The organism is Brevibacterium sp. R8603A2 (assembly GCF_023072605.1).
Lineage (GTDB): Bacteria > Actinomycetota > Actinomycetes > Actinomycetales > Brevibacteriaceae > Brevibacterium > Brevibacterium pityocampae.
Map to the genome: position 1 here is coordinate 102358 of NZ_JALLGN010000001.1, position 26069 is coordinate 128426.

19 protein-coding genes are annotated in these 26069 nt (G+C 72.4%); 5 read left to right on the forward strand and 14 right to left on the reverse strand.

The annotated features are described in order from the left end of the window. Window positions 1-104: 104 nt before the first annotated feature. From MTQ12_RS00465 to MTQ12_RS14915, 9 genes are read right to left on the reverse strand one after another with little or no spacing between them, the layout of a single operon-like run. Window positions 105-653, reverse strand: a complete 549-nt coding sequence (locus MTQ12_RS00465; protein WP_247423062.1) for a GNAT family N-acetyltransferase — start codon at window positions 651-653, stop codon at window positions 105-107. After that, window positions 653-1372, reverse strand: a complete 720-nt coding sequence (gene tsaB / locus MTQ12_RS00470) for a tRNA (adenosine(37)-N6)-threonylcarbamoyltransferase complex dimerization subunit type 1 TsaB (RefSeq protein ID WP_247423064.1) — start codon at window positions 1370-1372, stop codon at window positions 653-655. Before tsaB ends, MTQ12_RS00465 begins: the two co-directional genes overlap by 1 nt. Continuing rightward, on the reverse strand, window positions 1369-1983 hold the full coding sequence (gene tsaE / locus MTQ12_RS00475) for a tRNA (adenosine(37)-N6)-threonylcarbamoyltransferase complex ATPase subunit type 1 TsaE (protein WP_247423066.1): 615 nt from the start codon (window positions 1981-1983) through the stop codon (window positions 1369-1371). The genes tsaB and tsaE overlap by 4 nt, the downstream gene beginning before the upstream one ends. After that, window positions 1973-3301 (reverse strand): alanine racemase, encoded by a 1329-nt coding sequence (alr, locus tag MTQ12_RS00480; RefSeq protein WP_247423068.1) that lies wholly within the window; start codon window positions 3299-3301, stop codon window positions 1973-1975. The genes tsaE and alr overlap by 11 nt, the downstream gene beginning before the upstream one ends. Continuing rightward, window positions 3298-4866, reverse strand: a complete 1569-nt coding sequence (locus MTQ12_RS00485) for an NAD(P)H-hydrate dehydratase (RefSeq protein ID WP_247423070.1) — start codon at window positions 4864-4866, stop codon at window positions 3298-3300. Before MTQ12_RS00485 ends, alr begins: the two co-directional genes overlap by 4 nt. Further along, window positions 4863-6206 carry a M20 family metallopeptidase gene (locus tag MTQ12_RS00490; RefSeq protein ID WP_247423072.1) on the reverse strand — a complete coding sequence of 448 codons (1344 nt, stop codon included), beginning with the start codon at window positions 6204-6206 and terminating at the stop codon, window positions 4863-4865. The genes MTQ12_RS00485 and MTQ12_RS00490 overlap by 4 nt, the downstream gene beginning before the upstream one ends. A gap of 57 nt (window positions 6207-6263) precedes the next feature. Further along, the gene (locus tag MTQ12_RS00495; protein ID WP_247423074.1) at window positions 6264-6791 is read right to left on the reverse strand and encodes a holo-ACP synthase; all 528 of its coding nucleotides are present in this window, start codon (window positions 6789-6791) and stop codon (window positions 6264-6266) included. 55 nt (window positions 6792-6846) lie between these two features. After that, window positions 6847-8718 carry a glutamine--fructose-6-phosphate transaminase (isomerizing) gene (glmS, locus tag MTQ12_RS00500; RefSeq protein WP_247423076.1) on the reverse strand — a complete coding sequence of 624 codons (1872 nt, stop codon included), beginning with the start codon at window positions 8716-8718 and terminating at the stop codon, window positions 6847-6849. A 58-nt stretch (window positions 8719-8776) separates the two neighbouring features. Then, window positions 8777-8899 carry a hypothetical protein gene (locus tag MTQ12_RS14915; protein WP_282599068.1) on the reverse strand — a complete coding sequence of 41 codons (123 nt, stop codon included), beginning with the start codon at window positions 8897-8899 and terminating at the stop codon, window positions 8777-8779. A 320-nt stretch (window positions 8900-9219) separates the two neighbouring features. Between MTQ12_RS14915 and coaA the strand changes: the two genes are divergently transcribed. From coaA to MTQ12_RS00515, 3 genes are all read left to right on the forward strand, one after another. Next, complete coding sequence (gene coaA / locus MTQ12_RS00505) at window positions 9220-10485, forward strand: type I pantothenate kinase (protein WP_247423078.1); 1266 nt, start codon at window positions 9220-9222, stop codon at window positions 10483-10485. Window positions 10486-11183: 698 nt separating this feature from the next. Beyond that, complete coding sequence (locus MTQ12_RS00510) at window positions 11184-13058, forward strand: ABC transporter ATP-binding protein (protein ID WP_247423080.1); 1875 nt, start codon at window positions 11184-11186, stop codon at window positions 13056-13058. Between the two features lie 157 nt (window positions 13059-13215). Continuing rightward, window positions 13216-14727 (forward strand): SulP family inorganic anion transporter, encoded by a 1512-nt coding sequence (locus MTQ12_RS00515; RefSeq protein WP_247423082.1) that lies wholly within the window; start codon window positions 13216-13218, stop codon window positions 14725-14727. 132 nt (window positions 14728-14859) lie between these two features. Here the strand turns inward: MTQ12_RS00515 and MTQ12_RS00520 are convergent, their stop codons facing one another. The 4 genes from MTQ12_RS00520 to rplM form a co-directional block, all read right to left on the reverse strand. Further along, window positions 14860-15378, reverse strand: coding sequence for a hypothetical protein (locus tag MTQ12_RS00520; protein ID WP_247423084.1), 519 nt, complete (start codon window positions 15376-15378; stop codon window positions 14860-14862). A 6-nt stretch (window positions 15379-15384) separates the two neighbouring features. After that, window positions 15385-16740 (reverse strand): phosphoglucosamine mutase, encoded by a 1356-nt coding sequence (gene glmM / locus MTQ12_RS00525; RefSeq protein ID WP_247423086.1) that lies wholly within the window; start codon window positions 16738-16740, stop codon window positions 15385-15387. A 211-nt stretch (window positions 16741-16951) separates the two neighbouring features. Further along, window positions 16952-17446 (reverse strand): 30S ribosomal protein S9, encoded by a 495-nt coding sequence (gene rpsI / locus MTQ12_RS00530; protein ID WP_137319026.1) that lies wholly within the window; start codon window positions 17444-17446, stop codon window positions 16952-16954. A 35-nt stretch (window positions 17447-17481) separates the two neighbouring features. Further along, window positions 17482-17925, reverse strand: coding sequence for a 50S ribosomal protein L13 (rplM, locus tag MTQ12_RS00535; RefSeq protein WP_137319025.1), 444 nt, complete (start codon window positions 17923-17925; stop codon window positions 17482-17484). A gap of 251 nt (window positions 17926-18176) precedes the next feature. On the opposite strand from rplM, the gene MTQ12_RS00540 reads away from it, so the two are divergent. Together MTQ12_RS00540 and MTQ12_RS00545 are read left to right on the forward strand one after the other, a co-directional pair. Further along, on the forward strand, window positions 18177-20855 hold the full coding sequence (locus MTQ12_RS00540; RefSeq protein WP_247423088.1) for a hypothetical protein: 2679 nt from the start codon (window positions 18177-18179) through the stop codon (window positions 20853-20855). After that, window positions 20852-23113 carry a hypothetical protein gene (locus tag MTQ12_RS00545; protein ID WP_247423090.1) on the forward strand — a complete coding sequence of 754 codons (2262 nt, stop codon included), beginning with the start codon at window positions 20852-20854 and terminating at the stop codon, window positions 23111-23113. The genes MTQ12_RS00540 and MTQ12_RS00545 overlap by 4 nt, the downstream gene beginning before the upstream one ends. A 481-nt stretch (window positions 23114-23594) precedes the next feature. Here the strand turns inward: MTQ12_RS00545 and MTQ12_RS00550 are convergent, their stop codons facing one another. Then, on the reverse strand, window positions 23595-25916 hold the full coding sequence (locus MTQ12_RS00550; protein ID WP_247423093.1) for a bifunctional UDP-sugar hydrolase/5'-nucleotidase: 2322 nt from the start codon (window positions 25914-25916) through the stop codon (window positions 23595-23597). Window positions 25917-26069: the final 153 nt, after the last annotated feature.

The window sequence follows — 26069 nt, forward strand, 5'->3', positions numbered from 1 at the left end:
AGAATCCCGGCACCCCGCGGGACGCTCATGTCGGCCCACGGGTCTCCGGGGTCGTTCCGGACCATGGACGTCAGACCTCTCGAGATCGCTCCGGGTGCCCAGGGTCAGAGGAAGGCGCGCATGACGACGGCGTCGGCGCCGGTGTAATAGCCCGGGCGGCGGTCGAGCTCGGTGAAGCCGTGCGCGGTATAGAGGCCGTGGGCTGCGGTGTTGTCGCTGCGGACGTCGAGGTGGATGACCTCGCATCCGGCTTCCCGGGCGGCGTCCAGGAGGTGGGTGAGCAGGGCGCGTCCGATCCCCCGGCCACGGGCTGCCGGGTGGGCGGCGAGGGTGAGGACATCGGCCTGCGGCCCGGAGATGCCGAGCCCGGCGAAGCCGAGGATCGCACCCGGGTCCCAGGACGCCGGCACGGGGCCTGCCTGACGCTGCGTGGCATCGGATCCCGGCGCATCTCCGCCGGCGGCTCCGGCGGATGCCTCGATGACCACGAACGACTGGCCGGGCGTCGCCACCGCCGCCCAGTAGTACTCGGTCGACCAGGCATCGGGGCCGAAGATCTCCGCGTCGAGGGCGGCGACGGCGGGGATGTCGAACCAGCGCAGCCGCCGGATCCGGTGAGCGCCGCTTCCCGCCGCGGCGCCGGACTCCGGCATCACCGGAGGCTCGTCGTGCGCCGTGCGGATGGCTGGGCGTCGGGTTCGCGGAGGTACAGCGGGACCGGCGGGAGCAGCGGACGTCCGGCGGCGATCATCCGGGCGGCGACGATCCCGAGGTCGCCGGCGGTCGGTTCGAGGTCGGCCGGTGCGGTGCTCGTGGGATCGCCGAGCTCCTCCGGGAAGAGGAGGAACCCACGCCCGTACCGGAGCATCGTGCGGTCCGGCACAGTGTTCTGATCCTGCACGACGCGCAGATCCGCAGGGAGGCTGACGGCGGGACCGGCGAGCACCTCGGGCACGCCTGCGGCGTCGAGTCCTGCGTACTCGGTCCAGTAGACCTCCTTGCGGCGCGCGTCGGTGGCGACGCGCAGCTGCGGCGCCGGGCCGACCGGGGAGACCGGCGCATGGGTGCGGAGGGCGCGCAGTGCGAGAGCGTCGTGGCTCGGCAGGCCGTCGACGGGGATGCCCGCGCCGAGTGCGAACCCGATCCCGGTGGCGATCCCGGCGCGCAGACCGGTGAAGGGACCGGGCCCCACGCCGACGACCACCCGGCCCGGGGCCGGCCGGCGTTCGAGGAGGGTGCGGATCGCAGGCCCGAGGAGCTCGGCGTGCTTCCGGGCGGAGAACTCGGTCCACTCGGCGAGCACCTCCTCGGTGTCCGCGTCGACGAGCGCGGCGCTCGCCGCGGCCGAGGTATCGAGCGCGAGGATGATCATCGGGTCTCCGTTCCGGGGTCGGGTTCCCCGTGCTGCTCGGCGACGAGGGCCAGGCGGGCGTCCCAGCCGGGGCCGGTGGATTCGAGGACGAGCAGCCGGCTCTCGTCCTCCTCGGCGAGGTCGAGTTCGAGCGGCTCGGGTGCGATAGGCGCACCGGCAGCGGGATCACCGGGACCAGTATCCGTGGAGTCGGGCCCGGCAGTGCCGGATCCGTCCTCCTCGAAGGCGCGCACGAGGGTGATCTCGAGGCGTTCGGCGGAGAGCTCCTCGGCGATCCCGTGGCCCCATTCGATGACGGTGACCGATTCCGCGAGGTCGGCGCCGAGGTCGAGGTCGGCGAACTCGGCGGAGTCGTCGAGGCGGTAGGCGTCGACGTGGACGAGGCCCGGCCCCGCGCCGGCCGGGGCGTGCTCGCGGGCGATGACGAAGGTCGGCGAGGACACCCGGCCACGGACGCCGAGATGCCCGGCGAGGAACTGGGTGAAGGTCGTCTTCCCGGCGCCGAGGTCACCGGTGAGGATGATGACGTCACCCGGACGGAGGACGGCGGCGAGGCGCGCGGCGAAGGCGTCGATCTCCTCCAGGCCGGCGATGCGCAGCTCAACCCTCATCGACGTTGCCCTCGTCCCCGGGACCGGTCGTCGACACACTCGGCCGCGGATGCCGGGGCCCGCTCTGCCGCACCGCCGGCGTGGCGTTCCGCCCGGCGCCGATGACGACCCGCTCGACGCGCGGGCCGATCCGGGTGACGATCTCGTAGTTCACGGTGTCGGCCCAGGAGGCCCACTCCTCGGCGCCGGGACCCGTGGTGCCGTCGCCGATGATGACGACCTCGTCGCCGATCTCGACGGACCCCGGTCCGATGTCGAGGATCATCTGGTCCATCGCGACCCGCCCGACCACGGGGTACCGGCGGCCGCGGATCGACACCTGCGCGCGGTTCGAGGCCGCGCGCGGGATCCCGTCGGCGTAGCCGCCGGCGACGAGGGCGAACCGGGTGGGTTCGGCGCACGTGTAGGTGAGGCCGTAGCTCGCGCCGTGCCCGGCAGGCACGTCCTTGACGGCGAGCACGCGGGAGACGAGGGTCAACGCCGGCCGGAGGCCGAGCTCGGCGGCGGTCCGTCCCTCGAAGGGGCTGAGGCCGTAGGTGCTCAGGCCGACGCGGGCGAGCCCGCCCGGCACGGGGTCGAGCGAGAGCGCCGCCGGGGAGTTCGCGGCGTGGACGAGCAGGGCGGCAGGGTCGCCGAGCGCTCCGCCGGCGGACTCGAGCACGGAGACGAGCTGCTCACGCGCCCGGTCGAGGACCGCGAGCTGGTTCCCGGTCTCCGGGTCACCCACGACGTCGGCGTTCGCGAGGTGGGTCATGATGCCGACGACCTCGACCGGGCCCGCGGCGTGTGCTGCGGCCTCCGCGAGCTCGGGCAGGAACGCGGTGAATGCCTCGGGGGTGAAGCCGTTGCGGCCCAGTCCGGTGTCGATCTTGAGATGCACCCGCACAGTGCGTCCGGAGGCCTCTGCGGCGCGGATCACCTGGCGCAGCGCGCCGGCGGTCGACACCCCAAGCTCGATGCCCGCCCGCGCGCAGGCGGTGAGGTCCGTGCGGTCGTCGTAGAGCCAGCACAGGATCCGCTCGCGGCGCACCGCGGGATCCTCACCGAGCAGGGCGGCGAGCTGAAGCGCCTCGGGCACCGTGGCCACACCGAAGTCGGCGACGCCGGCGGCGCGGCAGGCGTCGACGACTGCGGCGAGGCCGTGGCCGTAGGCGTCGGCCTTGACGACGCTGAGCAGGGTCGCCGGGGCGACCCGGGCCGCGATCGTCGCCGCGTTGTGGGTGATGGCTCCGGTGTCGATCCGCGCCTGCACCACGGTCCCCGGGAAGGAGACCACCGGCGGTCCGGCCGGCGGCCGTGCTGCATCGGGTGCGGTCATTCGCCCCTCCGGCCGTCGATCTGCTCGGCTCCCGCGCCGGCGCTTCCGGTCATGAGACCGAGCACGATGTCCTCCACGGCCGCCGGGAGCCCTGATGCGTGCGTGGTCCGGTGGCCGGCGAGCCCGTGCACGGTGACTGCGAGCCCGGCGAGGATCGCGATGTCGGTGGCCGGGCCGCTCCTGTCCGCCGTCTGGTCGCACGGACCGCGGTACTCGGCAGTGCGGTGTTCCGCGGTGGTGGCGAGCAGCGCACCGAGGATCCCGGTGAGCACGTCGCCGGATCCGGCCGTGGCGAGCGCCGCCGGTCCCGGCGGCGGGGCGACGACGCTGCCGTCGGGCCGGGCGACGATCGTGCGCCGCCCCTTGAGGGCGATGACGCCTTCGAACGCCTGCGCGGCCCTCACGGCGTGGGTCACCGGATCCGCTTCGACCTCCGCGCGGGTGGGCACGCCGGTGGTGAGGCGGCCGAGGAGGTCGACGAGCTCGCCGGCGTGCGGCGTCACGATGCACGTGGTCTCGAGCGGGCGGGTGAGGAGTCCGAGGCCGCCGGCGTCGATGACGAGGGGCAGGGACCGGTTCTCCGCCTCGATGATGGCGCGGCGCATGAGGAGGGTGTCGGGGGCGCCGGGGCCGACGGCCCACGCCTGGACCCGCCCCGGTTCGGTGACGACCTCGGGGCAGCGGTCGAGCACGGCCGCGGTGACCTCGTCGGGGGCGAGCAGGCGGAGCATGCCGAGCCCGGTGGACACGGCCGCAGCGGTGGTGAGCAGCCCTGCGCCGGGGTAGCGGTGGGATCCGGCGACGAGGCCGAGGACGCCGCGGGTGTACTTGTGCATGTCCGGCTGCGGGAACGGCCAGCCGACGGCGAGGTCGGCGGGCTCGGGCGCCTCGACGGTGGGACGGAACGGGGCGAGGTCGAGTCCGATGTCGACGAGGGCGAGCTCTCCCGCGGCGTCGGCGCCGCCGGGCAGCAGCAGTCCGGCCTTGTGCCCGCCGAAGGTCACCGTGCGATCGGCGCGCACGTGGACGGCGCCGACCGCTCCGGTGGTGGCGTCGACCCCGGTGGGGACGTCGACGGCGATGACACGCTGCCGCCGGGCGCTCCCGGTGCCGGAGGCCGCAGCCTGCCAGTCGGCGATGAACGTGTCGAGCGGTGCGCGCAGCGATCCCGAGGCACCGGTGCCGAGGATCCCGTCGATGACGAGCTCGGCCCGCGCGGTCAGGGGCGCGGATTCGGCGCCGAGCGGTTCGATGTCGCCTCCTGCCGCACGCAGTGCGGCCGCTCCCTCGGGGTGGAGGCGCCCGAGGACGTCGACGACGGTGACGCGGGCGCCGCGGCGGCTGAGGTCCGCGCCGGCGAACAGCGCGTCTCCCCCGTTGTTGCCGGCTCCGGCGAGGACGACGACGCGGGCGCCGGTGACGCACCCGCGCGCCTCGATCAGATCGCGGCGGCAGACCGCGGCGAGGCCGGCGGCGGCGGTGCGCATGAGCACCGGTCCGCGGCCGGCGTCGAGCAGCGGGGCCTCGGCGGCGCGGATCGCCGCTGCGGGATAGCCGAGTCTCATCCCCGCACCTCGGCAGCTCCGTCCCGGGCAGCACCCTCCAGTGAAGCTCCGTCCCGCGCGGTGTCGTCTCCGGCGGCTCTCTCCAGCCGGGCGGCGGCGAGGCGGGCGAGGAACAGTGCGTGGTCGGCGAGCGCGTCCTCGCTGTGGCGGGCGCGCGGGGAGTGGTTGGAGTCCTGCTCCTCGGGCACGGTGCCGGGCATCGCCGCACCCAGGTGTCCGTACGATCCGGGGACGGCCATGAGGACGCGGGAGAAGTCCTCGGAGCCGGCCTTGGGGTGCTCGACGAGGGTGACGCGGTCGGCGCCGAAGAGCTCGGCGAAGGTCTCGCGGTAGAACGCGTTCTCCGCCTCGTCGTTGATCGTCGGCGGCAGCACGGTGTCGTACTCGACCTCGGCGCTCAGCCCGTGGGAGGCGGCGAGCTCACGGACGAGGGCGGGCAGCTCGGCGGCGGCGCGGGTGGTGGTCGTCTCCGAGAAGGTCCGCACGCCGACGGCGAGCGAGGCGGTGTCGGGGACGACGTTCGCCGCGGTCCCGCCGGTGAACTTGCCGACGGTGACGACGATCGGGTCGAACACGTCGAAGCGGCGGGAGACGTACTCTTGGAGCTGTCCGATGATCGCGGCCCCGGTCTGGATCGGGTCGTAGGTGGTGTGCGGGCGCGAGGCGTGCCCGCCCTTGCCGCGGAGGACGACGTCCATCAGGCTGAACGCGGCCATGTAGGAACCCGGCTTCGAGTACAGCCGGCCGATCTCCTGATCCGCGGACACGTGGACACCGTAGGCGGCGACGACCGGGACCCCGGCGGCGTCGAGCACACCCTCGTCGAGCATCATCCCGGCGCCGTCCCAGCCCTCCTCGCCGGGCTGGAACATGAACACGACGTCACCGGCGAGGGAGTCGCGGATGTCGTGGAGGAGCCGGACCGCGCCGACGAGACCGGTGGTGTGGAGGTCGTGGCCGCATGCGTGCATGGCGCCGTTCGTCGCGGCGAAGTCGAAGCCGGTCGCCTCCTCGACGGGCAGGGCGTCCATGTCGCCGCGCAGGAGCACGGCCACGGGCGAGGCGCCGCCCGCGTCACGGCGACCGCCGCGCAGCACCACGGTGAGCGAGCTCAGGCCCTCGCCGCGGGTGATCTCGACGTCGAGGCCCGCGAGCGCCTCCTCGACCCGGCGCTGCGTCTGCGGCAGCTCGAGCCCGATCTCCGGGGACCGGTGCAGATCCCGGCGCAGATCCCGCAGCTCGGGGAGCAGCGCTTGCGCGGACTCGTGCGTGGGCAGGGAGGTTCCGGCGATCGATCCGGAGGAGGTCGTCTCGGAGGTGGGAGCGGCGGTATCGGTCATGGCTCCAGGGTAGTCGGTGGGGCGGACGCGCCCTGCGGCCGGTGCTCCGGGCCGCGGCTACGCGTGCTTCCGGCGGGCGGCCTCGCGCTGGGCACGGCGGGCATCCCGGCTCGCCCGCGACTTCTCCCGCGCCGCGGCGAGCTCGGCGAGCGCCTCGGGCGATCCCGGCAGCAGCGGTGCGGGCTGATCCGGGGGCGGGGCGAGCGCGGGGCCGGAGCCCTCGACGACGACGAAGGTCATGGTCCGCTCCCCGTCATGGGTGATGGAGAGGTGGACGCGCTCCCCGCCGAGGGACCGGAAGTGCTCGAGCACCCAGCCGGAGAGCCGGAAGCTCGGCGCACCGGAGAAGGCGGAGACGACCTCGGCCTCGTGCCAGGGGATGATCTGCGGCAGCTGGAGGGCCTTGACGAGCGCCTCCTTCGCGGAGAAGCGTGCGGCGAGCGACTCCGGGGTGCGCCGCTTGCCGTTCTTCTTCAGCTGTTCTGCAGGCGTGAGGAGGCGGTCGAGGAGCTCGGGCACCCGCTCGATGTGCTCAGCGAAGCGCGGCACGTCGGCCAGGTCGAGGCCGATCCCGATGATCCCCATGCTCACTCCCCTGCTGCTCACTCCCCCAGGCGGGCCGCTGCGGGCCCGGTTCGGGTCACTCGACGGTGACGGACTTCGCGAGGTTGCGCGGCTGGTCGACGTCGAGGCCCTTGGCGGTGGCGAGCTCCATCGCGAAGATCTGCAGCGGCACCGTGGTGAGCAGCGGCGCGAGGAGCGTGGTGGTCTGCGGCACGTAGATCACCTCGGAGGCGTAGTCGGCGGCGACCTCGTCGCCCTCTTCTGCGATGACGACGGTGTTCGCCCCGCGCGCCCGGACCTCCTGGATGTTGGAGATGACCTTGGCGTGGAGCGAGTCGCGACCCTTCTGGCTCGGGAGCACGACGAACACGAGCTGACCGGAGTCGATGAGCGCGATCGGTCCGTGCTTGAGCTCGCCGGCGGCGAACCCCTCGGCGTGGATGTAGGCGAGCTCCTTGAGCTTGAGCGCGCCCTCCATCGCCACCGGATAGCCGACGTGACGGCCGAGGAACAGCACCGACTGCGTGTCCTGCTGACTTCGGGCGAGGTCGAGGACCTGCTGCTTCCGCTCGAGGAGAGCGCTGATCTTCGCCGGGATCTGCTGGAGCTCGGAGAGGATGACCTCGACCTCGTCGGCGAACTTGTTGCCGCGCAGCTGGGCGAGGTAGAGACCGAGCAGGTAGCAGGCGACGACCTGTGACAGGAACGCCTTGGTCGAGGCCACCGCGATCTCAGGGCCGGCGTGGGTGTAGAGAGCGGCGTCGGACTCGCGCGGGATCGTCGAGCCGAAGGTGTTGCAGATCGCGATGACCTTCGCACCCTGCTCGCGGGCGTGGCGCACGGCCATGATCGTGTCCATGGTCTCCCCGGACTGGGAGACGGCGACGACGAGGGTCTTCTCGGTGACGACGGGGTCCCGGTACCGGAACTCGTGGGCGAGCTCGACCTCGGTGGGGATCCGGCACCAGTGCTCGATCGCGTACTTCGCGACCTGGCCGGCGTAGGCGGCGGTGCCGCAGGCGATGACGACGATCTTGTCGATCGACTTGAGGACGGTCTCGTCGACGTGCATCTCGTCGAGGACGAGCTTGCCGGAGGCGTCCATCCGGCCGAGCAGGGTGTCGTGGACGGCCTGCGGCTGGTCGTGGATCTCCTTGTCCATGAAGGAGTCGAAGCCGCCCTTCTCCGCCGCCGCGGTGTCCCAGTCGACCTCGAAGGGCTCGCCGGCGACCTCGCTGCCCTCGAGGTCGGTGATGAGGACGGAGTCCGGGGTGATGGTGACGACCTCGTCCTGGCCGATCTCGAGCGCCTTGCGGGTGTAGTCGATGAACGCGGCGACGTCGGAGCCGAGGAAGTTCTCCCCCTCGCCCAGGCCGATGACGAGCGGGGAGTTGCGGCGCGCGGCGACGACGGTGCCGGGCAGGTCGGCGTGCACGGCGAGCAGCGTGAAGGCGCCCTCGAGCTGCTTCGCGGTCTCGCGCATCGCCTGGGCGAGGTCGCCGCTGGCGCGGTAGTTCTTGGCGAGCTGGTGGGCTGCGACCTCGGTGTCGGTCTCCGACTCGAACTCCACGCCTTCATCCTTGAGTGCGGCCTTGAGGCTCGCGAAGTTCTCGATGATGCCGTTGTGGATGAGCGCAAGCTTCCCGCCGTCGGCGAGGTGCGGGTGGGCGTTGGCGTCGGTGGGCCCGCCGTGGGTGGCCCAGCGGGTGTGACCGATGCCGGTCATCGCCTCGGGCAGCGGGTGCGCCTCGAGCTCATCGCGCAGGGCACTGAGCTTGCCGGCCTTCTTGGCGCTCGCGAGCGCGTGGTCGGCAGTCACCAGGGCGACGCCTGCGGAGTCGTATCCGCGGTATTCGAGCCGGGTGAGTCCGGCCATGACGACGTCGAGGGCGCCGTGCCCTGCGGTCTCAGGGGTGGACGACGAGACAAAACCTACGATTCCGCACATGGGGAGTACTCTACCGAGTCATCGCCGAATCGAGCATGAGCGCGCTCACTGCGCGTCGTCAGCGGCGCGCGAGCTCGATGATGTCCGCGGTCCGGTCCCCGCCGCGGAGCACGGCCTGGGACAGGGCGGCGGCGCGGTCGTCGCCGAGCCGCATGCCCCAGCCAGTGGCCTCGCCGAGCACGACCTCCGCGGTCGGCGTCGAGGTCGCCGGCGATGAACCGCTGGGAGGCGATGGGTTCGCGGACCTGCCCGACGAGGACACCGGTGGAGGGGGGTGATCTGGAAGGCGGGGGCCGGGGCGGCGTGCCCCTGGGCCGGGTTCTGGGCCGAGGTGGCGGCGAGGTCCTGCTCGGCCGGCACGATCTCGGCGAGGATCGCGCCGGCGAGTACGCGCAGACGCTCAGGGTCGGCGAGCGTGAGCAGGCCGGCTTCCCTGCACCGCGGAGTTCGACAGGTGGGCCTGTCGGCGAGGACCGGAGTGGCCCGTGACACAATGGCACAATGTCCCAGGAGACCGAATCCGCGCCTGACAGCCACTCCGCCGGGTCCGCGCGCGCCGCCGACACAGGCGAGCGCTCCGCGGACACCGACCGGCCGGACAGCGGCGACCGACTCGACGGCGTCGGTCACCCGGACCGCACCTCGCAGTCGGGCATTGCAGTGCAGCTCGGCAGTGCCGCGCAGCCGGACCGCACCGCGCAGTCGAGCGACCGCTCCGCCGGGTCCCGCAGCGGCGACAGCCCCGACCTCGATCCGGCGCGTCGGCTAGCGGGCCTCCACACCGCCCGCCCGCGCGCGGACCTCGAATCCTTCGCCTCGCCGTTCCGCGAGTTCGACCGGGAGTCGTGGTCGAAGCTCGCGGAGACCATGCCGCTGCCGCTCACCGCGCAGGACATCGAGCGGCTCCGCGGCCTCGGCGAGACGATCGACCTCGACGAGGTCGCCACGATCTACCTCCCGGTCTCCCGCCTCCTCAACCTCTACGTCTCCGCACGAGGCCAGAAGCACGAGGCGACCCGTGAGTTCTTCGCCCCGCTCCGCGCCGACGGCCGGGACCCGGCACCGCGGCGCACGCCTTTCGTCATCGGCGTCGCCGGCTCCGTGGCGGTGGGCAAGTCGACGACGGCGCGCGTGCTGCGCGAGATGCTCGCCCGCTGGCCCGACACCCCGCGCGTCGAGCTCCTCACCACCGACGGCTTCCTGTTCCCCAACGCAGAGCTCGAGCGCCGCGGGCTCAGCGGCCGCAAGGGCTTCCCGGAGTCCTACGACCGTCGCGCGCTGCTCCGCTTCCTGTCCGCGGTGAAGTCCGGGGCGCCCGAGGTGCGGGCACCGGTCTACTCCCACCACACCTACGACATCGTGCCCGGCGCGCAGATCACCGTGCGCTCCCCCGACGTCCTCATCGTCGAGGGCCTCAACGTCCTGCAGCCGGCGCGCCCCCGCCCCGACGGCCGGGTGGGCATGTCGGTGAGCGACTACTTCGACTTCTCGATCTACGTCGACGCACGGACCTCGGACATCCGCGACTGGTACATCGCGCGCTTCATGAAGCTCAAGCACGGCGCGTTCCAGGACCCCGACTCGTACTTCCACCGCTACAGCCGGCTGAGCGAGGAGGAGGGGCGGACCCTCGCCGGGGAGATCTGGGGCTCGATCAACGCCCCGAACCTCCGGGAGAACGTGCTGCCCAGCCGCGGCCGCGCCGACCTCATCATGCACAAGGCCGCCGACCACGAGATCCGCCGGATCCGCCTCCGCAAGCTCTGAGCACCCCCGCACGCGAGCCGCGGCACCCCGTCCGACGACTGCCGCCCGGTTCCGAGGCCGCTCCAGTGCGGTCTGCCCGGTCCGGGCGCGATCCAGTGCGGTTCTCTGACTGCGGGGTCACCTCAGTGCGGATACCCGCCGGTATCCGCACTGATGCGGCACCGGAACGACGGCGCGTGGACGGCCGGACACCTCTCTGGTGCCCGGTTCCGGAGCGCCTGCCGCCGCGGTGCACAGCACCGACACGCACAGCACCGACACGCACAGTGCCGAGGTATGCAGTGCCGAGGTGTGCAGTGCTGACGAGTGCAAATCCATCGAGCGCAACCCATCGAGCACAGTGCAGTCGAGCACAGCCCGGGCAGTCGAGCACAGTGCAGTCGAGCACAGCCCGGGGAACAAATCCGCGGAGCCGCCGGTTGATACCGATGTCGTGCTCGGCCCGCCGCGAGTCCAGCCTCGCACGCCGGCCGTCCCGCCACGGGTCGCGCCGCCCGGCGGGCCGCGCGCCACACCCCCGGCACCAGCACCTTCGGAGCCATCAGCCCCGGCACCAGCACGTCCGGAGCCGGCAGCCGCGGGACCAGCACTTCCGGCACCGGCATTCCCGGCCTCGGTACTCCCAGTGCCGGAACCACGACACTCGGAACCACGACCCCCGGCACCACCGACTCCCCTCTGCACCCCAGGAGGCTCCAATGAGCATGCCCTCGACGCACATGATCATGCGGCGCACCATCGGCTCCCATTCCACCTCGGCCAAGGGCTCCGGCAAGATCTCGCGGGCCACCGTGCGCCGGATCTTCGGCTTCGCCTCCCGGCACCGCGCCAAGCTCATCGGCTTCCTCGTCGTGTCCGTCCTCGTCTCCGTCATCGGCGTCATCACCCCGATCCTCGCCGGCGACGTCGTCAACGCGATCACCGGCGGCGGCCCGATCTCGGTGATCATGTGGATCGCGATCGCGATGGCCGGCCTGGCGATCCTCGACGCCGGCCTCGGCCTCATCAACCGCTACCTGTCCTCCCGGGTGGGCGAGGGCCTGATCTTCGACCTCCGCACCGCGGTGTTCGACCACGTGCAGACCCTGCCGATCGCGTTCTTCAACCGGACCCGCACCGGCGCGCTCGTGTCCCGCCTCAACACCGACGTCATCGGCGCCCAGCGCGCCTTCTCCAACACGCTCTCCGGGGTCGTGTCGAACATCGTCTCCCTCGTCCTCACCGTCGGCGTCATGGTGACGATCTCCTGGCAGGTCACCCTGCTCTCCCTCCTCCTCCTGCCGATCTTCCTCGTCCCCGCCCGGATGCTCGGCGGGAAGCTCGCGCTCCTCCAGCACGAGGCCGCGAACCACAACGCCGCGATGTCGACGCGCATGACGGAGCGGTTCTCCGCCGGCGGGGCCACCCTCGTCAAGCTGTTCGGCCGCCCGGACACCGAGTCCCGCGAGTTCGCCGACCGCGCCGGCCGGGTGCGCGACATCGGGGTGCGCACCGCGATGCTCCAGACGACTTTCGTCACCGCACTCACCCTCGTCTCCGCGCTCGCGCTCGCCCTCGTCTACGGCCTCGGCGGCATCCAGGCGGTGCTCGGCAACCTCAACGCCGGCCAGGTCGTCACGCTCGCGATGCTCCTGACCCGCCTCTACACCCCGCTCACCATGCTCGCCAACGCGCGGATGGACATCATGAGCGCGATCGTGAGCTTCGAGCGGGTGTTCGAGGTGCTCGACCTCCGGCCACTGCTCACCGAGGCCGCGGAGCCCACCCCGCTCGCGCCGGGCCCGGTGAGCGTCGCCTACCGCGACGTCCGCTTCGCCTACCCGTCCGCCGCCGAGGTGTCGCTGGCCAGCCTCGAGGACGTGTCCGTGCTCGACCACCGGGCCGGCACCGAGGTGCTCCACGGGATCGACTTCACCGTGTCACCGGGGTCCACGGTGGCGCTGGTCGGCAGCTCCGGGGCCGGCAAGTCGACGATCGCCTCGTTGCTGCCCCGCCTCTACGACGTCACCGGCGGTGCGGTGCTCATCGGCGGGACCGATGTGCGGGACCTGAGCTTCGACACCCTCAAGCGGACCGTGGGCATGGTGACCCAGGACGGGCACCTCTTCCACGAGTCGATCCGCGACAACCTGCTCCTCGCCCGGGCCGACGCCACCGAGTCCGAGCTCGCCGACGCGATCCGGCGTGCCCGACTCGAGGAGGTCATCGCCGAGCTCCCCGACGGCATCGACACGGTGATCGGCGAGCGCGGCTACCGGCTGTCCGGCGGCGAGCGCCAGCGCCTCACCATCGCCCGGCTGCTCCTCGCCGCTCCCCCGGTGGTCGTCCTCGACGAGGCGACCTCAGCGCTCGACTCGACGAACGAGGCGGCGATCCAGCAGGCGCTCGCCGAGGCGATGGAGGGCCGCACCGCGCTCGTCATCGCCCACCGGCTGTCGACCGTCCGCAGCGCGGACGAGATCCTCGTCATCGAGGGCGGGCGGATCGCCGAGCGCGGCACCCACGAGCAGCTGCTCGCCGCCGGCGGACGCTACGCCGAGCTCTACGAGACCCAGTTCGCCTCCCAGGAGTGAGCCCCGGGTGGGTGCCGGCGCGGCCCCGGCATCCCGTGTCCGGGCGGTGAGGGCGCGGGGATAGAGTGGACGCCGGGTCCCGCCCGCGCACAGCGCGCTCGCGGGCACCTGCCCGCCGCGGCCCACCGCTCACCCCTTTCCGTGCCCGAGGAGCCTCATGCCCGCCACCCCGACCCGCCCCGCGTCCACGCCGGAGGAGCGGCAGAGCGTGCGCGCGACCCTGCGCCGGCCGGCCTGGCTCCGGACCGAGGTGCTCGGAGGGCTCGTCGTCGCCCTCGCACTCATCCCGGAGGCGATCGCCTTCTCGATCATCGCCGGGGTCGACCCGCGGGTGGGCCTGTTCGCCTCCTTCACCATGGCGGTGACGACCGCGATCCTCGGCGGCCGGCCGGCGATGATCTCCGCGGCCACCGGCGCCGTCGCACTCGTCATCGCGCCCCTCGTCGCCTCGCACGGGATGGACTACTTCATCGCCTGCGTGCTGCTCGCCGGGGTGTTCCAGATCCTCCTCGCCGTGCTCGGCGCCGCCCGCCTCATGCGCTTCATCCCGCGCTCGGTCATGGTCGGCTTCGTCAACGCGCTCGCGATCCTCATCTTCATCGCCCAGGTGCCCGAGCTGATCGGCGTCCCCTGGCTCGTCTACCCGCTGTTCGCCCTCGCGCTCGCCATCGTGTTCCTCCTGCCGCGCCTCACCTCGATCGTGCCCGCACCGCTCGTCGCGATCGTCGTGCTCACCGGGCTCGTCCTCGCCTTCGGCTGGGACGTCCCGGACGTCGGCGACAAGGGCGAGCTGCCCGACTCGCTGCCGACCCTGTTCGTCCCCGAGGTGCCGCTCACGCTCGAGACCCTGCAGATCATCGCGCCCTACGCGCTCGCGATGGCGCTCGTCGGGCTCATGGAGTCGCTCATGACGGCGAAGCTCGTCGACGACATCACCGACACCCGCTCGGACAAGACCCGGGAGTCCTGGAGCCAGGGCGTGGCGAACATCGTCACCGGCTTGTTCGGCGGGATGGGCGGCTGCGCGATGATCGGGCAGACGATGATCAACGTCCGCGCCTCCGGTGCGCGCACCCGGATCTCGACGTTCTGCGCCGGCGTCTTCCTGCTCGTCCTCGTCGTCGTGCTCGGCGACGTCGTCGCACTCATTCCGATGGCCGCGCTCGTCGCGATCATGGTCTTCGTGTCCTGGGCGACCTTCGACTGGCACTCGATCGACCCGCGCACCCTGCGCCGGATGCCCAAGTCGGAGACCGCGGTCATGCTCGTCACCGTCGTCGCCACCGTGTGGACGCACAACCTCGCGATCGGGGTGGTGCTCGGCGTGGTCATCGCGATGATCGCCTTCGCCAACCGGGTGGCCCACCTCGTGCGCGTCGACCGGGAGCTCGCCGAGGTCGACGGGGTCCCGACGGCGACGTACACCGTCGAGGGAGAGCTGTTCTTCGCCTCCTCGAACGACCTCTACACGATGTTCGACTACGCCGAGGACCCCGCCCACGTCGTCATCGATCTCACCCGCTCGCACCTGTGGGACGCCTCGACGATCGCCGCCCTCGACTCGGTGACGACGAAGTACGAGGAGCGCGGGACCGAGGTCACCGTCGTCGGGCTCAACGCGGCGAGCCGGCGCATGCGGGAGACGATGTCGGGGATGCTCAACGGCTGAGCCGGCCACATGACTGAGCCCGCAGCTGAGCATGCGGCCGGTCACGCTGCGAAAGCGGCGGCGCGCGGTGACCCGATGCGTGGTCCCGCCCCGGCCGCCTGCGCGGGCGGGCGCGCGCCGGTGGTCGGCGCCTCAGCGCAGCAGGCGGGCCACGGCGGCCAGCAGTGCCGCGGCGGGCAGGCACACGAGGAGCAGCCCGATGAGGAGGACGAGCGAGACCGGCTGGGTGATGATCACCGCGACGACGTAGACGACGATCGGCATGGTGAGTGCGACGAAGCCGACGAGCGGCCAGGTGCGCACCGGCCTGCGGTCACGCTGCGCGGCGGAGGTCTCCGAGCGCCAGGCGAGCGCCCCGACGAGGAGGTTCCCGAGCGTCGCGATCCCGCCCATGACGAGGACGAGGAGCGTGGCGTCGGCGAACCAGCCGAGCACGAACGGCAGGCCGTCGGCGAGTCCGACGAGCAGCGTGAGTCCAGCGACGAGCATGGTCGCCACGGCGGTGAGGGCGCCTGCGATCCGGCCGACGCGCGCCGGCCGGGCGAGCGGACGGCCGGTCCGCCCGGCCCCGTCGCCCGGCATCCCGGGAGCGGACGCGCCGTCGCCGGTCGCACCGGGATCGGGCGCGCCTGCCGGGTCCCTCGTCATCATGCGCCCTCAGAGTGCCAGTTCGTCGCGGACGACGGAGGCGAGCCGCTCGGCCTGGACCTGAGCGGTCTCCTCGGTCTCGGCCTCGACCATGACGCGGATGAGCGGTTCGGTGCCCGAGGCCCGCAGCAGCACCCGGCCGGTGCGCCCGAGCTCGGATTCGACGGCGGACACCTCGGCGGCGACGACCGGATGGTCGGTGTTCGTCTTGTCGACGCCCTTGACGTTGATGAGCACCTGCGGCAGGCGCGGGATCTCCGCGGCGAGATCCGCGAGCGAGCGGCGGGTGCGGGCCATCCGGTCCATGAGGTGCAGGGCGGTCTGCACGCCGTCGCCGGTGGTGCCGTGGTCGAGCATGAGCAGGTGCCCGGACTGCTCGCCGCCCAGGTTGAAGCCCTCGGCGAGCATCTTCTCCAGCACGTAGCGGTCCCCGACCTTCGTCTGCACGGTGGCGATCCCGGCCTTCTCCATCGCCAGGCGCAGCCCGAGGTTCGACATCACCGTGGTGACGAGGGTGTCGCGGGCGAGCGTGCCGTCCTCGTGGAGGCCGAGGGCGAGGATGCCCATGATCTGGTCGCCGTCGACCACCCGGCCGAGCGCATCGACGGCGAGGCAGCGGTCGGCGTCGCCGTCGAAGGCGACGCCGAGGTCGGCGTTGTGCTCGGTCACGGCCTCGGCGAGGCCGGCGATGTGGGTCGAGCCCACCCCGTCGTTGATGTTGTAGCCGTCGGGCTCGGCGGCGGTGACGATGACCTCGGCCCCGCCCTGGCGCAGCGCGGCCGGGCCGACGACGCTCGCCGCGCCGTGGGCGCAGTCGACGACGACGGTGAGCCCGGACAGGGGCGCCTCGCGCTCGCCGTTGAGCCGGTCGACGAGGTATTCGACGTATTCGTCGACGGCGGCGGGGAAGCAGGAGATCCGACCCACCGCGGCACCGGTCGGGCGGTCCCAGTCCTGGCCGAGCAGCTCGGTGATCCGGTCCTCGAGCGCGTCGTCGAGCTTGGTGCCCCCGCGGGCGAAGAATTTGATGCCGTTGTCCGGCATCGGGTTGTGCGAGGCGGAGAGGACGACACCGAAGTCCGCTCCGGAGTTCTTCACCACGTGCGCCACGCCCGGGGTGGGCAGCTCGCCGACGAGCAGCACATCGACCCCGGCGGCGGCGATGCCGGCGGCGACGGCCGAGGCGAGGAACTCGCCCGAGGCGCGGGTGTCGCGCCCGACGATCGCGAAGGGCCGCGGCTCACCCTCACGGGCGGGTCCGGCGAGCACCCGCGCACCGGCCTCGGCGAGGTCGAGCGCGAGCGCGGCGGTGATGTCGGTGTTCGCGAGGCCGCGGACACCATCGGTTCCGAAGAGACGGGACATGGGTTCCTCGTGGTCGGTCGGGATACAGGTGGTTCGGGAGCGCCGGTCCGGGCAGTGCCGGGCGGTGCCGGGCGGTGGAGCACCTGCCCGGTCGTACGCCGGAGGGAATCGCTGCCGGTACCGGGTCCGGATACGACTCAAGCCCTCGGACGCGGGGTCCGAGGGCTTGAGCGCGGTCAGGCCGTGTTGGGCGCAGACACCGGAAGTGCGATCAGCGCTTCGAGAACTGCGGCGCCTTGCGGGCCTTCTTGAGTCCGGCCTTCTTGCGCTCCGGGACGCGGGCGTCACGGGTGAGGAAGCCGGCCTTCTTGAGCTCGGCGCGGTTGTTGTCGCGGTCGATCTCGTTGAGCGACCGAGCGATGCCCAGGCGCACGGCACCGGCCTGACCCGAAGGTCCGCCGCCCTTGATGCGCACGTGGACGTCGAAGCGGCCCTCGAGGTCGAGCAGGCGGAAGGGCTCGTTGACGAGCTGCTGGTGCAGCTTGTTCGGGAAGTAGGTCTCCAGGTCGCGGCCGTTGATCAGCCACTCGCCGGTGCCGGGCACCAGGCGGACGCGGGCGATGGCCTGCTTGCGACGGCCCACGGCGGCGCCGGGGGCGGTCAGGGACTGGCCCCGGCCACCGGCCACGGCTTCGCCCAGACCGGCCGAAGCCGGGGTCTCGGTGGAATATTCGGTCAGTTCGACATCATTGGTGGTATCAGCCACGGTTCTCCTCGGTAAGTTCGTTGCTGCCGGGGCGCTTACTGCGCGACCTGGCTGATCTCGTACGGCTGCGGATTCTGCGAGGCGTGCGGGTGCTCGGCACCCGCGTACACCTTGAGCTTCCGCATCTGGGCACGACCGAGGCGGGTCTTGGGGACCATGCCGGCGACGGCCTTCTCGACCGCGCGCTCGGGATCCTTGGCCAGGAGCTCGGAGTAGCTGATGCTCTTGATGCCGCCCGGGTAGCCCGAGTGGCGCCAGGCGCGCTTCTTCTCGAGCTTCGCGCCGGTCAGCGCAACCTTGTCGGCGTTGATGATGATCACGAAATCACCCGAGTCGACATTCGGTGCAAAAGTCACCTTGTGCTTGCCGCGCAGCAGCTTCGCAGTCTGCGAGGCAAGCCGACCGAGGACGACGTCAGTGGCGTCGATGACGTGCCACTGGCGCTGAACATCGCCGGGCTTGGGGGTGTACGTACGCAAAGTAGCCTTCTTTTCGTCTATGGATAGCAGCGGCAGGTTCGCATCTCCACAAGGCCGTGATCACGGGAGATGCGCACCGCTCTTCGGTGCTCGGTACGACCGACCACGGCTGACCCGACCCCACCTGCCTGCAACGCGAATAGAGGCTTCTGAGGGGAGCGTGAGAGGACGTACGCAACGACAAACAAATCTACCTCGGCCAGCCGCGTCCACGCAAATGCTCAGGTGGGTCTCGGTAGAATCGACAGGTGATGCGGACACTGCCGAGGAGCTCCCCCGGTGCCCGCCGGAGCGTCGGCACCCGACCCCGGCGGGCGCTGCTCGCGACGCTGCTCGCGCTGCTCGTCGCCGCCGCCGCGCTCCTCGGCTCTCCCGGGGCGGCCCACGCCTCGGGCGCCGCCGCGAGACCAGGTGCGGGCCCGGGCGAGGGCGCCTCGCTCGCCTCCGGTGCCCCGGGGCCCGGCGCCGCGACTGCTCCCGCCGCGGAGTCCCTCGTCATCATCGGCGCCTCCGGCCTGACCTTCGACGACATCGATCCCGAGGCGACCCCGCATCTCGCGGCCTTCACCGAGGACGCCGCGCTGGCGAACCTCAGCGTCCGCAGCCTCGCCGCCGCGACCTGCCCGGCCTCGGGCTGGCTCACCCTGGGCTCCGGCGCCCGCGCGGGTGCCGTCGACCTGCCCGATGTGGCCGCCGAGGAGGCCGAGCCGCTCCCTCCGCCGCCCGGACCGGCCGGCTACCCCGTCGTCGAGCCCGATGAGCCCGAGCCCACGCTGGCGCCCGAGGCGAAGACCCAGCCGACGAACTACGTCCGCGTCCCGCCCCGGCCGGCTGCCGCCTGCCCGGAGATCCGCACCCCGGTGGCCGCTGACGCCCTCGCCGCGGCGGAGGACTCCAGCTCCCCGGACCCGCTCGCCCTCACCGAGCCCGAGGCGCCCGTCGAGGACGCGGTGATCCCGGAGTTCGACCGCATCGCCACCGTCAACGCCGCCTCCGGCTACACCGCCGACCTCGGCGCGCTCGCGGCCCAGGTGCGCGACTCCGGCGGGTGCACGCAGGCGATCGGCCGCGGCGCCGGGTACGCCGTCGCCGGGCCGGAGGGCACGGTCGAGCGCTGGGGGCCCGGCGGCACCCCGCTCGAGGGCTGCGTGCTCACGCTCATCGACGTCGGCGCGGTCGGTGACCCCGGCTGGATCCCGCAGGAGACCGCGCTCGACGGGGCGAGCCAGCTCGCGCGCATCGACCAGCGGATCGGCATGTACCTCGAGGACATCGACCTCGAGACCACCGACGTCGTCATCACCGGGGTGGGCGACACCTCGAGCCCCTCCCGGCTGCGCGCGCTGCTCGCCGCCGGCCCGAGCTACGAGGCCGGCATCCTCACGAGCTCCTCGACCCGCCAGTCCGGCACCGCCCAGCTCAGCGACGTCGCCTCGGCCGCCCTCACCCGGGTGGCCGGTCAGGCGGCCCCGCCGGAGGCCGCCGACGCCGCCTGGAGCGTCGCACCCGGCGAGGGATCAGCGGCCGAGCGCCTCGACACCCTGCGCGCCTCGGCGGCGGAGGCGGCCACGGTCCACGAGCACGCGCAGACCTTCTCCGTGCTCCTCGACGTCCTCCACTACCTCCTGTTCTTCGCTCTCGGAGGGCTGCTCCTCGTCACCCTCCACGAACGCCTGGGCCGAGCGGGCAGCGCGCGCGTGCACCGGATCCTCGGCTGGGTGGGACTCGGCCTCGCGGTGATCCCCATGGGCTCGTTCCTCGCCGGGCTGCTCCCCTGGGCGCGCTTCGGATCACCGGCCGCCGGGCTCGGCCTGGCGGTGCTCGCCGGGTCCGCCGCGCTCCTCGTGGTCGCCGTCGCCGGCCCGTGGCGGCGCACCTTCGCCGGGCGGGTCGCCGCGGTGTCCGTCACCACCGCGGTCGTGCTCGCCGTCGACATCGCGCTCGGCTCCGCGCTCCAGTTCAACGCGCTCATGGGCTACAACCCGATCGTCGCCGGACGCTTCTACGGGCTCGGCAACCAGGGCGCGGCGCTCTTCATCGTCGCGGTGTTCCTCGGCCTGGCGATCATCTCGCGCCGGCTGCTCGCACGCGGCCGGCGCGGCTGGGCGATCGCGCTCGTCGCGGTCGTCGGACTCGCCTCGGTCGCCACGCTCGGCAATCCGGCGTGGGGGGCGAAGTTCGGCGGCACGATCGCCACGCTCGCCGGCTTCCTCCTCCTCCTCGCGCTGCTCCTCGGGATCCGCCTCAACCTGTGGCGCCTCGCCCTCATCGGCGCGGTGTCGCTCGCCGCGATCCTCGGCATCGCCGGCCTCGACTACCTGCGGCCCCCGGCGGCGCGCTCCCACTTCGGCGCCTTCTTCGGTCAGATTCTCGACGGCCAGCTGTTCACGGTGATCGGCCGGAAGCTCGCGGCGAACCTCAACATCATGGTCATCAACCCCGCGCTGGCGGTCATCGTGCCGCTCGCGGTCGTCGCGATCCTGTTCTTCCTCGCCTACCTCGCCCGGTTCGCCCCCACCCGCCGCCTCACCCGGCCCTGGGCGGGGCGGCTTCCCGTGGTGCTCGCGGACCCCACGCTGCACGCCGGCTTCCTGGCCGTCGCCGTCGGACTCGCGGTGGGCGGGGCGATCACCGATTCGGGCATCGCGGTCCCGGCCACCGGCGCGATGATGTTCCTCCCGCTGCTCCTCGCGCTGTGCGCCGACACCGTGCCGGGCCGGGGCCTGGGTCGGGGTCGGGAGGACGGTGATGCCGGTCAGGCCGGTGATGCCGGTCAGGCCGGTCAGGCCGGTCAGGCCGGTCACGCGGCGGGCGCCGGGCCTGCGGGTGCCGAAGATGCGGGCGGCGAGCCGGCGGGTGCCGCCGGCGCAGCCGGCGTGCGGGGCACCTCGGGCTCCGGCTCGCAGGGCACCTCGGGGGGACGTGCATGATCCGCCGGCTGCTCCTCGTCCTCCTCGCCACCGGTGCGCTCCTCACCGGGATGCCGTGGGCCGCGGCGCCCGCGTCTCCCGACCCCTCGGTGCCCATCGGTGCCGCAGCCTCAGCAGCCGGGGCCCAGGGATCCGCTGCCTCGACAGCCGGAGTCCCGGGGTCGGCATCGGCCGGGTCCGCGCTCGGTGGGACGCCCGCGCACGCGATCCCCCCGGTCGTCGCCGGACCGACGGTGTTCGTCGGGGTGAGCGGCCTGACCTTCGAACAGATCGACCCGTACCTCACCCCGCACCTGTGGTCGCTCGTCGAGGACGGCGCGATCGGCACGATGACGCCGCGCAGCGTCCGCTCGACGAGCTGCCCGGTCGACGGCTGGCTGGCGATCGGCTCGGGGCGGCGCGCAGCCGACGAGGCCCACCGCATCTGCCGCGACCCCGGCGAGCCCGTCGAGTCGTGGGTGCCCGACTGGGCCGTCTACCGCCTCCAGGCCGAGCAGGACAACTACGACGCCCCGCTCGGCACCCTGCACGAGGCGATCGCGGACGTCCACGCGATCGGCCCGGGCGCGGCGATCGCCGCCGCCGGCGCCGACGGCCGGGTCGATTCCTACGCTCCGGTGTCCGAGGACCTTGCCGCGCAGGTCGGGGAATCCGCCGCGGAGCACCCGCTCACCGTGCTCGACCTCGGCAACACCCACGAACCGGGGTACTCGCTCACCGCGCTCGACGCGCAGATCGGTGAGGTGCGCGAGGCGCTCGTCCACACTCCCGAGCCCGGTGCCCGCCCCGCCGACGGCGCTCCCACGCTCATCGTCGCCTCGATCTCCGACGGCTGGTCGGAGTCGAGCGCGATGCAGTTCTCCGCCGTCGTCGGCCCCTTCCACGACTCCGGTGTGCTCACCTCGACCTCGACCCAGCAGCCCGGCCTCGTGCAGACCACCGACATCCTGCCCACCCTGGTCCGCCACGCCCCGGCCGTGCCGGAGCGCAACTTCGCCGGTGCCCCGCTCGAGGAGACCGGCTCCGACGCCGAGGCACCCGCCCGGTACCAGCAGATGCTCGACCGGCAGGTCGCGGTGGCCACGCAGGCCGCACTGTCGGTGTGGTTCTTCCCGGTCATGGCCTCGATCCTCGCCGTGCTCCTCGTCGTCGCGGTGCTCGTGGGCCGGCGGGACATGGACCGAGTGCGCGGCCCGCTGCGCGGCCTGGGCCTGTTCTTCGCCGCACTACCGGTGTCGACCTACCTCGTCAATCTCGTCCCCTGGGAGCGCTCGACGAGCCCGGACGTCGCGATGCTCGCGGCACTCGCCGGCTGGGCGCTCGCACTCACGCTGCTCGGTCTGCTGGGACCGTGGCGGGACCGCGTGCTCGGCCCGATCACCGTCGTCGCCGCCACCACCGTGCTCGTCCTCGCCGCCGACGTCATCGCCGGCTCGCCGCTGCAGATGTCGACGCTGCTCGGGGAGCCGCTGCTCATCGCCTCGCGCTTCTACGGCATCGGCAACTCCGCGCTCGCGCTGTTCTGCACCGCGCTCGTGTTCCTGCTCGGCGTCGTGTGCCAGGCGATCGGCAATCGCTGGGTGCGACTGACGACGGTGCTCGTCACGACGCTCGCCGCCTGCATCCTGCTCGCCACTCCCGGTCTGGGGACGAAGTTCGGCTCCGTGCCCACGCTCATCATCGGCCTCGCAGTCCTCGCGCTCGCCGCCGCCGGGGTCCGCCTGTCGATCAAGCGGCTGCTCCTCATCACCGGGGCAGCCGGACTCGTCATGCTGCTCGTGCTCGTGCTCGACTGGCTGCGTCCGGCCGCGCAGCGCACGCACTTCGGCCGGTTCTTCGACTCGATCCTCAGCGGGGAGGCCGGCGCGGTGCTCATGCGCAAGATCGGGATGAACATCGACATCCTCACTCAGAGCTGGATGACGCTGCTGCTGCCGGTGATCATCGCCGGGGTGTTCTGGGTGATCCTCAGCCCGCGCCGCTTCTCCGTCCCGCATCTGCCCGAGCTGTACCGGCGGTATCCGATGATGCGCGCCGCGATGGCCTCGCTCGCAGTGCTCCTCGCGGTGGGCACGGTGATCAACGACTCCGGCATCGTCGTGCCGGCCGTCGGCATCCTCTTCATCATCCCCGCCTTCGCCCACCTCGTCGGCCAGGTCGAGGCGGAAGCGATCCGCACCGAATGGTCCGGCGGGCGCGACGAGGTGCGCGCCGGGCCCCCTGTGGACATCCGGAGCCCGGACGAGGCCGAGCACTGACCTCGGCTTCTCCCCCGCCGATGCGACTCTTTCTGCAAACTGCACCCGTTTCTCCGGCCGGTCGGCCCCGATGCGACTGAATTCAGCCGCCCGGAGCAGAAACACCCGCATCGACGGGTTAGCGCTCCGAGTTTCCGCGTCGAACATGTCGGATCGCGCGGGTGGGCCGGGCGTGCTCCATCGCCGAACGACTCCGGCCCCCTTCCGACCGGGTGGGTCGGGAGGAGGCCGGAACTGCGGTGCCCGTTTCGCTGACCGGCGTGCAGCCGTCGGCGTGCGGCAGCCGGTCTGCGCCGATCAGCCGAGCCGGATCAACCGGTGCGGGGGTCAGCTTGTGCCGTTCAACTGGACCGGATCAGCCTGCGCCGTTCAGCCGGGCCGGATCAGCCGGGCCGGATCAGCCGGGCCGAATCAGCCGAGCCGGATCAGCCGGGCCGGATCAGCCGGGCCGGATCAGCCGGTGCGGGTCAGCAGGGCCGGGTCACTGTGCGGTCTTCCTCCGCACTGCCACGACGGCTGCCGATCCTGCGATGAGGAGCACGAGCGCTGCGGCGAGCGCGCCGGCGATCTCGGATCCGGTGCGGGGCAGCGATCCGTCGGCGCGGTCGTCGCGACCGTCGTCCTGACCGCCGCGCTCGTCGTCACCGCCGTTGCCGCCGTCACCGCGGCCGTCGTCGCCGCCGGGGCCGGGAGCCGGGTCGCTCGGCCGCGGGCTCTCGCCCCCGTCGTCGTTCCCGTCGTCCTCGTTCCCGTCGTCGCCGCCGTTGTCGTCGTCACCGGGGGCGTCGTCCTCGGTCACCCGGTAGGCGGCCTCGGCGGAGTGGACGAGCGGCATCGGGTTGTCGTCCCACCACTCCGACCCCGGGTCGGCGGTGATCCGTGCGGTGAAGGTGTGCTCGCCCGGCTCTCCCCCGCTCAGCGAGAACGGGATCTCCGCGCCCGCCGGGAGCTCGGTGACGAGCGCGGTGTTCGGCTGCTCGCCGGCGCGCTCGCCGAAGTCGGCGGTCACGCCCTCGGGCAGGGACAGGGTGATGAGGAACGGCCCTTCGACAGCCTCGGTGTTCGTCGACTCGATGACGTACTCACCGGAGTCGTCATCGGAGTAGCTGATGCCGACCTCCGCGGTGCCGTTGTGCACGATGTCGAGCGCGGCGTCGGCCTGACGCTCGTCGGTGTCCGGGCCGATCGGTGAGTTCTCGTTGAAGTAGCGCTCCCACAGCTCGAAGTCGGTGAGTCCCGACTGCTCGAAGGTGCCGTTGGCGAACGAGGTGAAGTTGTCGCCGCCGGCGGCGAGGAAGCTCAGCGTCGCGACGCGGTACTCCGCGTTCGGATCGATCTCCTCGCCGTCGACCAGCACCGAGAGCACGCGCTCGCCGCGGGCCGCCTCGGAGTCGTAGACCACGTCGAGCTCATCGGAGATGCCGAGGTGGAGGAACGGACGCGAGGCGCCCTCGGGCTGCCACTGCTCCTCGAACAGGCCGATGACGTCTGCGCCCGTGAGCGTCACGACGCCGTGGTCGTTGGCGAAGGGCAGCACTTGGTTGAGCTCGCCGACGGTGACCTCGCAGCGCTCCTCGCTGCCGAACTGGTCGTCGCATTTGAGGTCGGTCCGCAGGCCGCCGGGGTTGGTGATGCCGAAGTCGGCCGGGGCGAGCTGCGAGTACCCGGTGCCCTGGGCGAGTGCGTCGGCGACGAGGTTGCCGAGCGTCGACTCCGCACCGCGGTCCTCACGGCCCTCGTCGGTGAAGGCGCGGGTGATGTCCTCGGTGATGGTGCCGGCGACTTCGGAGCCGATCTCCTCCGACTTCGCGACGGCCTCGTCGATGATCCGCTGGGCCTCATCGACGACCGGGGAGTCGTGGGTGACGTCCTCGGTGGGCAGGATCTCCTGCGTGTCGACGGTCCAGGTGCCGTCCCCGGTCGAGGTGAGGACGAGCTGTCCGACCGCCTCGCCGTAGTAGCCGGACTGGAGCAGCGGGCGGGTGCGCTCGGTGCCGGGCACGGGCGCCTCGAACGCGAAATCGGTGTGGGAGTGGCCGAAGAACATCGCGTCGACCGACTCGTGGCCCTCGGTGGCGAGCGTGCCGAACTCGGAGTTCGAGGCGACGGCCGCATCGAGGGACGAGGTGTCGCTCGGGCCGAGGTGCGCCTGCACGACGGTGAGGTCGGGGCGCTCGGCCTCCGGCAGCTCCTCGAGCTCGCCGGCCACGCGGTCGACGGCGGCGGTCGGGTCGCCGAAGTCGAGTCCGGCGATCCCGTCGGGGCTGACGAGGGACTCGGTGTCCTCGGTGACGACGCCGATGACCGCCACGCGCACGCCCTCGACGTCGAGCATCGTGTGGGACTCGAGGCCCGGGGCCACGTCCTGCGTGCCCTCGGTGTAGACGTTCGCAGCGAGGTGCGGGAAGTCCGCGGTGTCGCTCACGCGGCCGGTGAGGTCGTCGATCCCGCGGTCGTACTCGTGGTTGCCGGTCGCGGTCGCGTCAAGGCCGATCGCGTTGAGGAACTCGAGCGTCGGGGTGTCCTGCTGGGAGGACGACTCGTAGGTCGAGGCGCCGATGTTGTCGCCGGTCGACAGCAGCGCGGTCCCGATGTCCGCGTGGGCGGCCCGCTCGCGCTCGACGACCGAGGCGACGTTCGCGCCGGTGCTGTCGAGGCGGCCGTGGAAATCGGTGATGCCGAGGAGCTGGATCTGCGTGCCGGCGGGTGCCTCTGCGAGCACGGGGACTGCTCCGAGCGGCAGGACGAGGCCGGCGGCCGCGGCGGTGCCGACCGCGAGCCGAGCGGTGATGCGTCTGGTCATGTGGTGTCTGCTTCCGGTATCCGGCCCGCGCGGTGGCACACGGGCGAACGAACGTCAGGTCTGCGTCCACTCTGCCCCACATCCGGCCGGGCGATCGGAAAAACTGTATGAATTGCACATGAAACACGGAGGATCGGATGTCGGCACGCATAG

Excerpts from the sequence above, each read along its gene's own strand:
- MTQ12_RS00465 (WP_247423062.1), bottom strand. The coding sequence starts at position 653 with ATGCCGGAGTCCGGCGCCGCGGCGGGAAGCGGCGCTCACCGGATCCGG.
- tsaB (WP_247423064.1), bottom strand. The coding sequence starts at position 1,372 with ATGATCATCCTCGCGCTCGATACCTCGGCCGCGGCGAGCGCCGCGCTC.
- tsaE (WP_247423066.1), bottom strand. The coding sequence starts at position 1,983 with ATGAGGGTTGAGCTGCGCATCGCCGGCCTGGAGGAGATCGACGCCTTC.
- alr (WP_247423068.1), bottom strand. The coding sequence starts at position 3,301 with ATGACCGCACCCGATGCAGCACGGCCGCCGGCCGGACCGCCGGTGGTC.
- MTQ12_RS00485 (WP_247423070.1), bottom strand. The coding sequence starts at position 4,866 with ATGAGACTCGGCTATCCCGCAGCGGCGATCCGCGCCGCCGAGGCCCCG.
- MTQ12_RS00490 (WP_247423072.1), bottom strand. The coding sequence starts at position 6,206 with ATGACCGATACCGCCGCTCCCACCTCCGAGACGACCTCCTCCGGATCG.
- MTQ12_RS00495 (WP_247423074.1), bottom strand. The coding sequence starts at position 6,791 with ATGGGGATCATCGGGATCGGCCTCGACCTGGCCGACGTGCCGCGCTTC.
- glmS (WP_247423076.1), bottom strand. The coding sequence starts at position 8,718 with ATGTGCGGAATCGTAGGTTTTGTCTCGTCGTCCACCCCTGAGACCGCA.
- coaA (WP_247423078.1), top strand. The coding sequence starts at position 9,220 with ATGTCCCAGGAGACCGAATCCGCGCCTGACAGCCACTCCGCCGGGTCC.
- MTQ12_RS00510 (WP_247423080.1), top strand. The coding sequence starts at position 11,184 with ATGAGCATGCCCTCGACGCACATGATCATGCGGCGCACCATCGGCTCC.
- MTQ12_RS00515 (WP_247423082.1), top strand. The coding sequence starts at position 13,216 with ATGCCCGCCACCCCGACCCGCCCCGCGTCCACGCCGGAGGAGCGGCAG.
- MTQ12_RS00520 (WP_247423084.1), bottom strand. The coding sequence starts at position 15,378 with ATGATGACGAGGGACCCGGCAGGCGCGCCCGATCCCGGTGCGACCGGC.
- glmM (WP_247423086.1), bottom strand. The coding sequence starts at position 16,740 with ATGTCCCGTCTCTTCGGAACCGATGGTGTCCGCGGCCTCGCGAACACC.
- MTQ12_RS00540 (WP_247423088.1), top strand. The coding sequence starts at position 18,177 with ATGCGGACACTGCCGAGGAGCTCCCCCGGTGCCCGCCGGAGCGTCGGC.
- MTQ12_RS00545 (WP_247423090.1), top strand. The coding sequence starts at position 20,852 with ATGATCCGCCGGCTGCTCCTCGTCCTCCTCGCCACCGGTGCGCTCCTC.
- MTQ12_RS00550 (WP_247423093.1), bottom strand. The coding sequence starts at position 25,916 with ATGACCAGACGCATCACCGCTCGGCTCGCGGTCGGCACCGCCGCGGCC.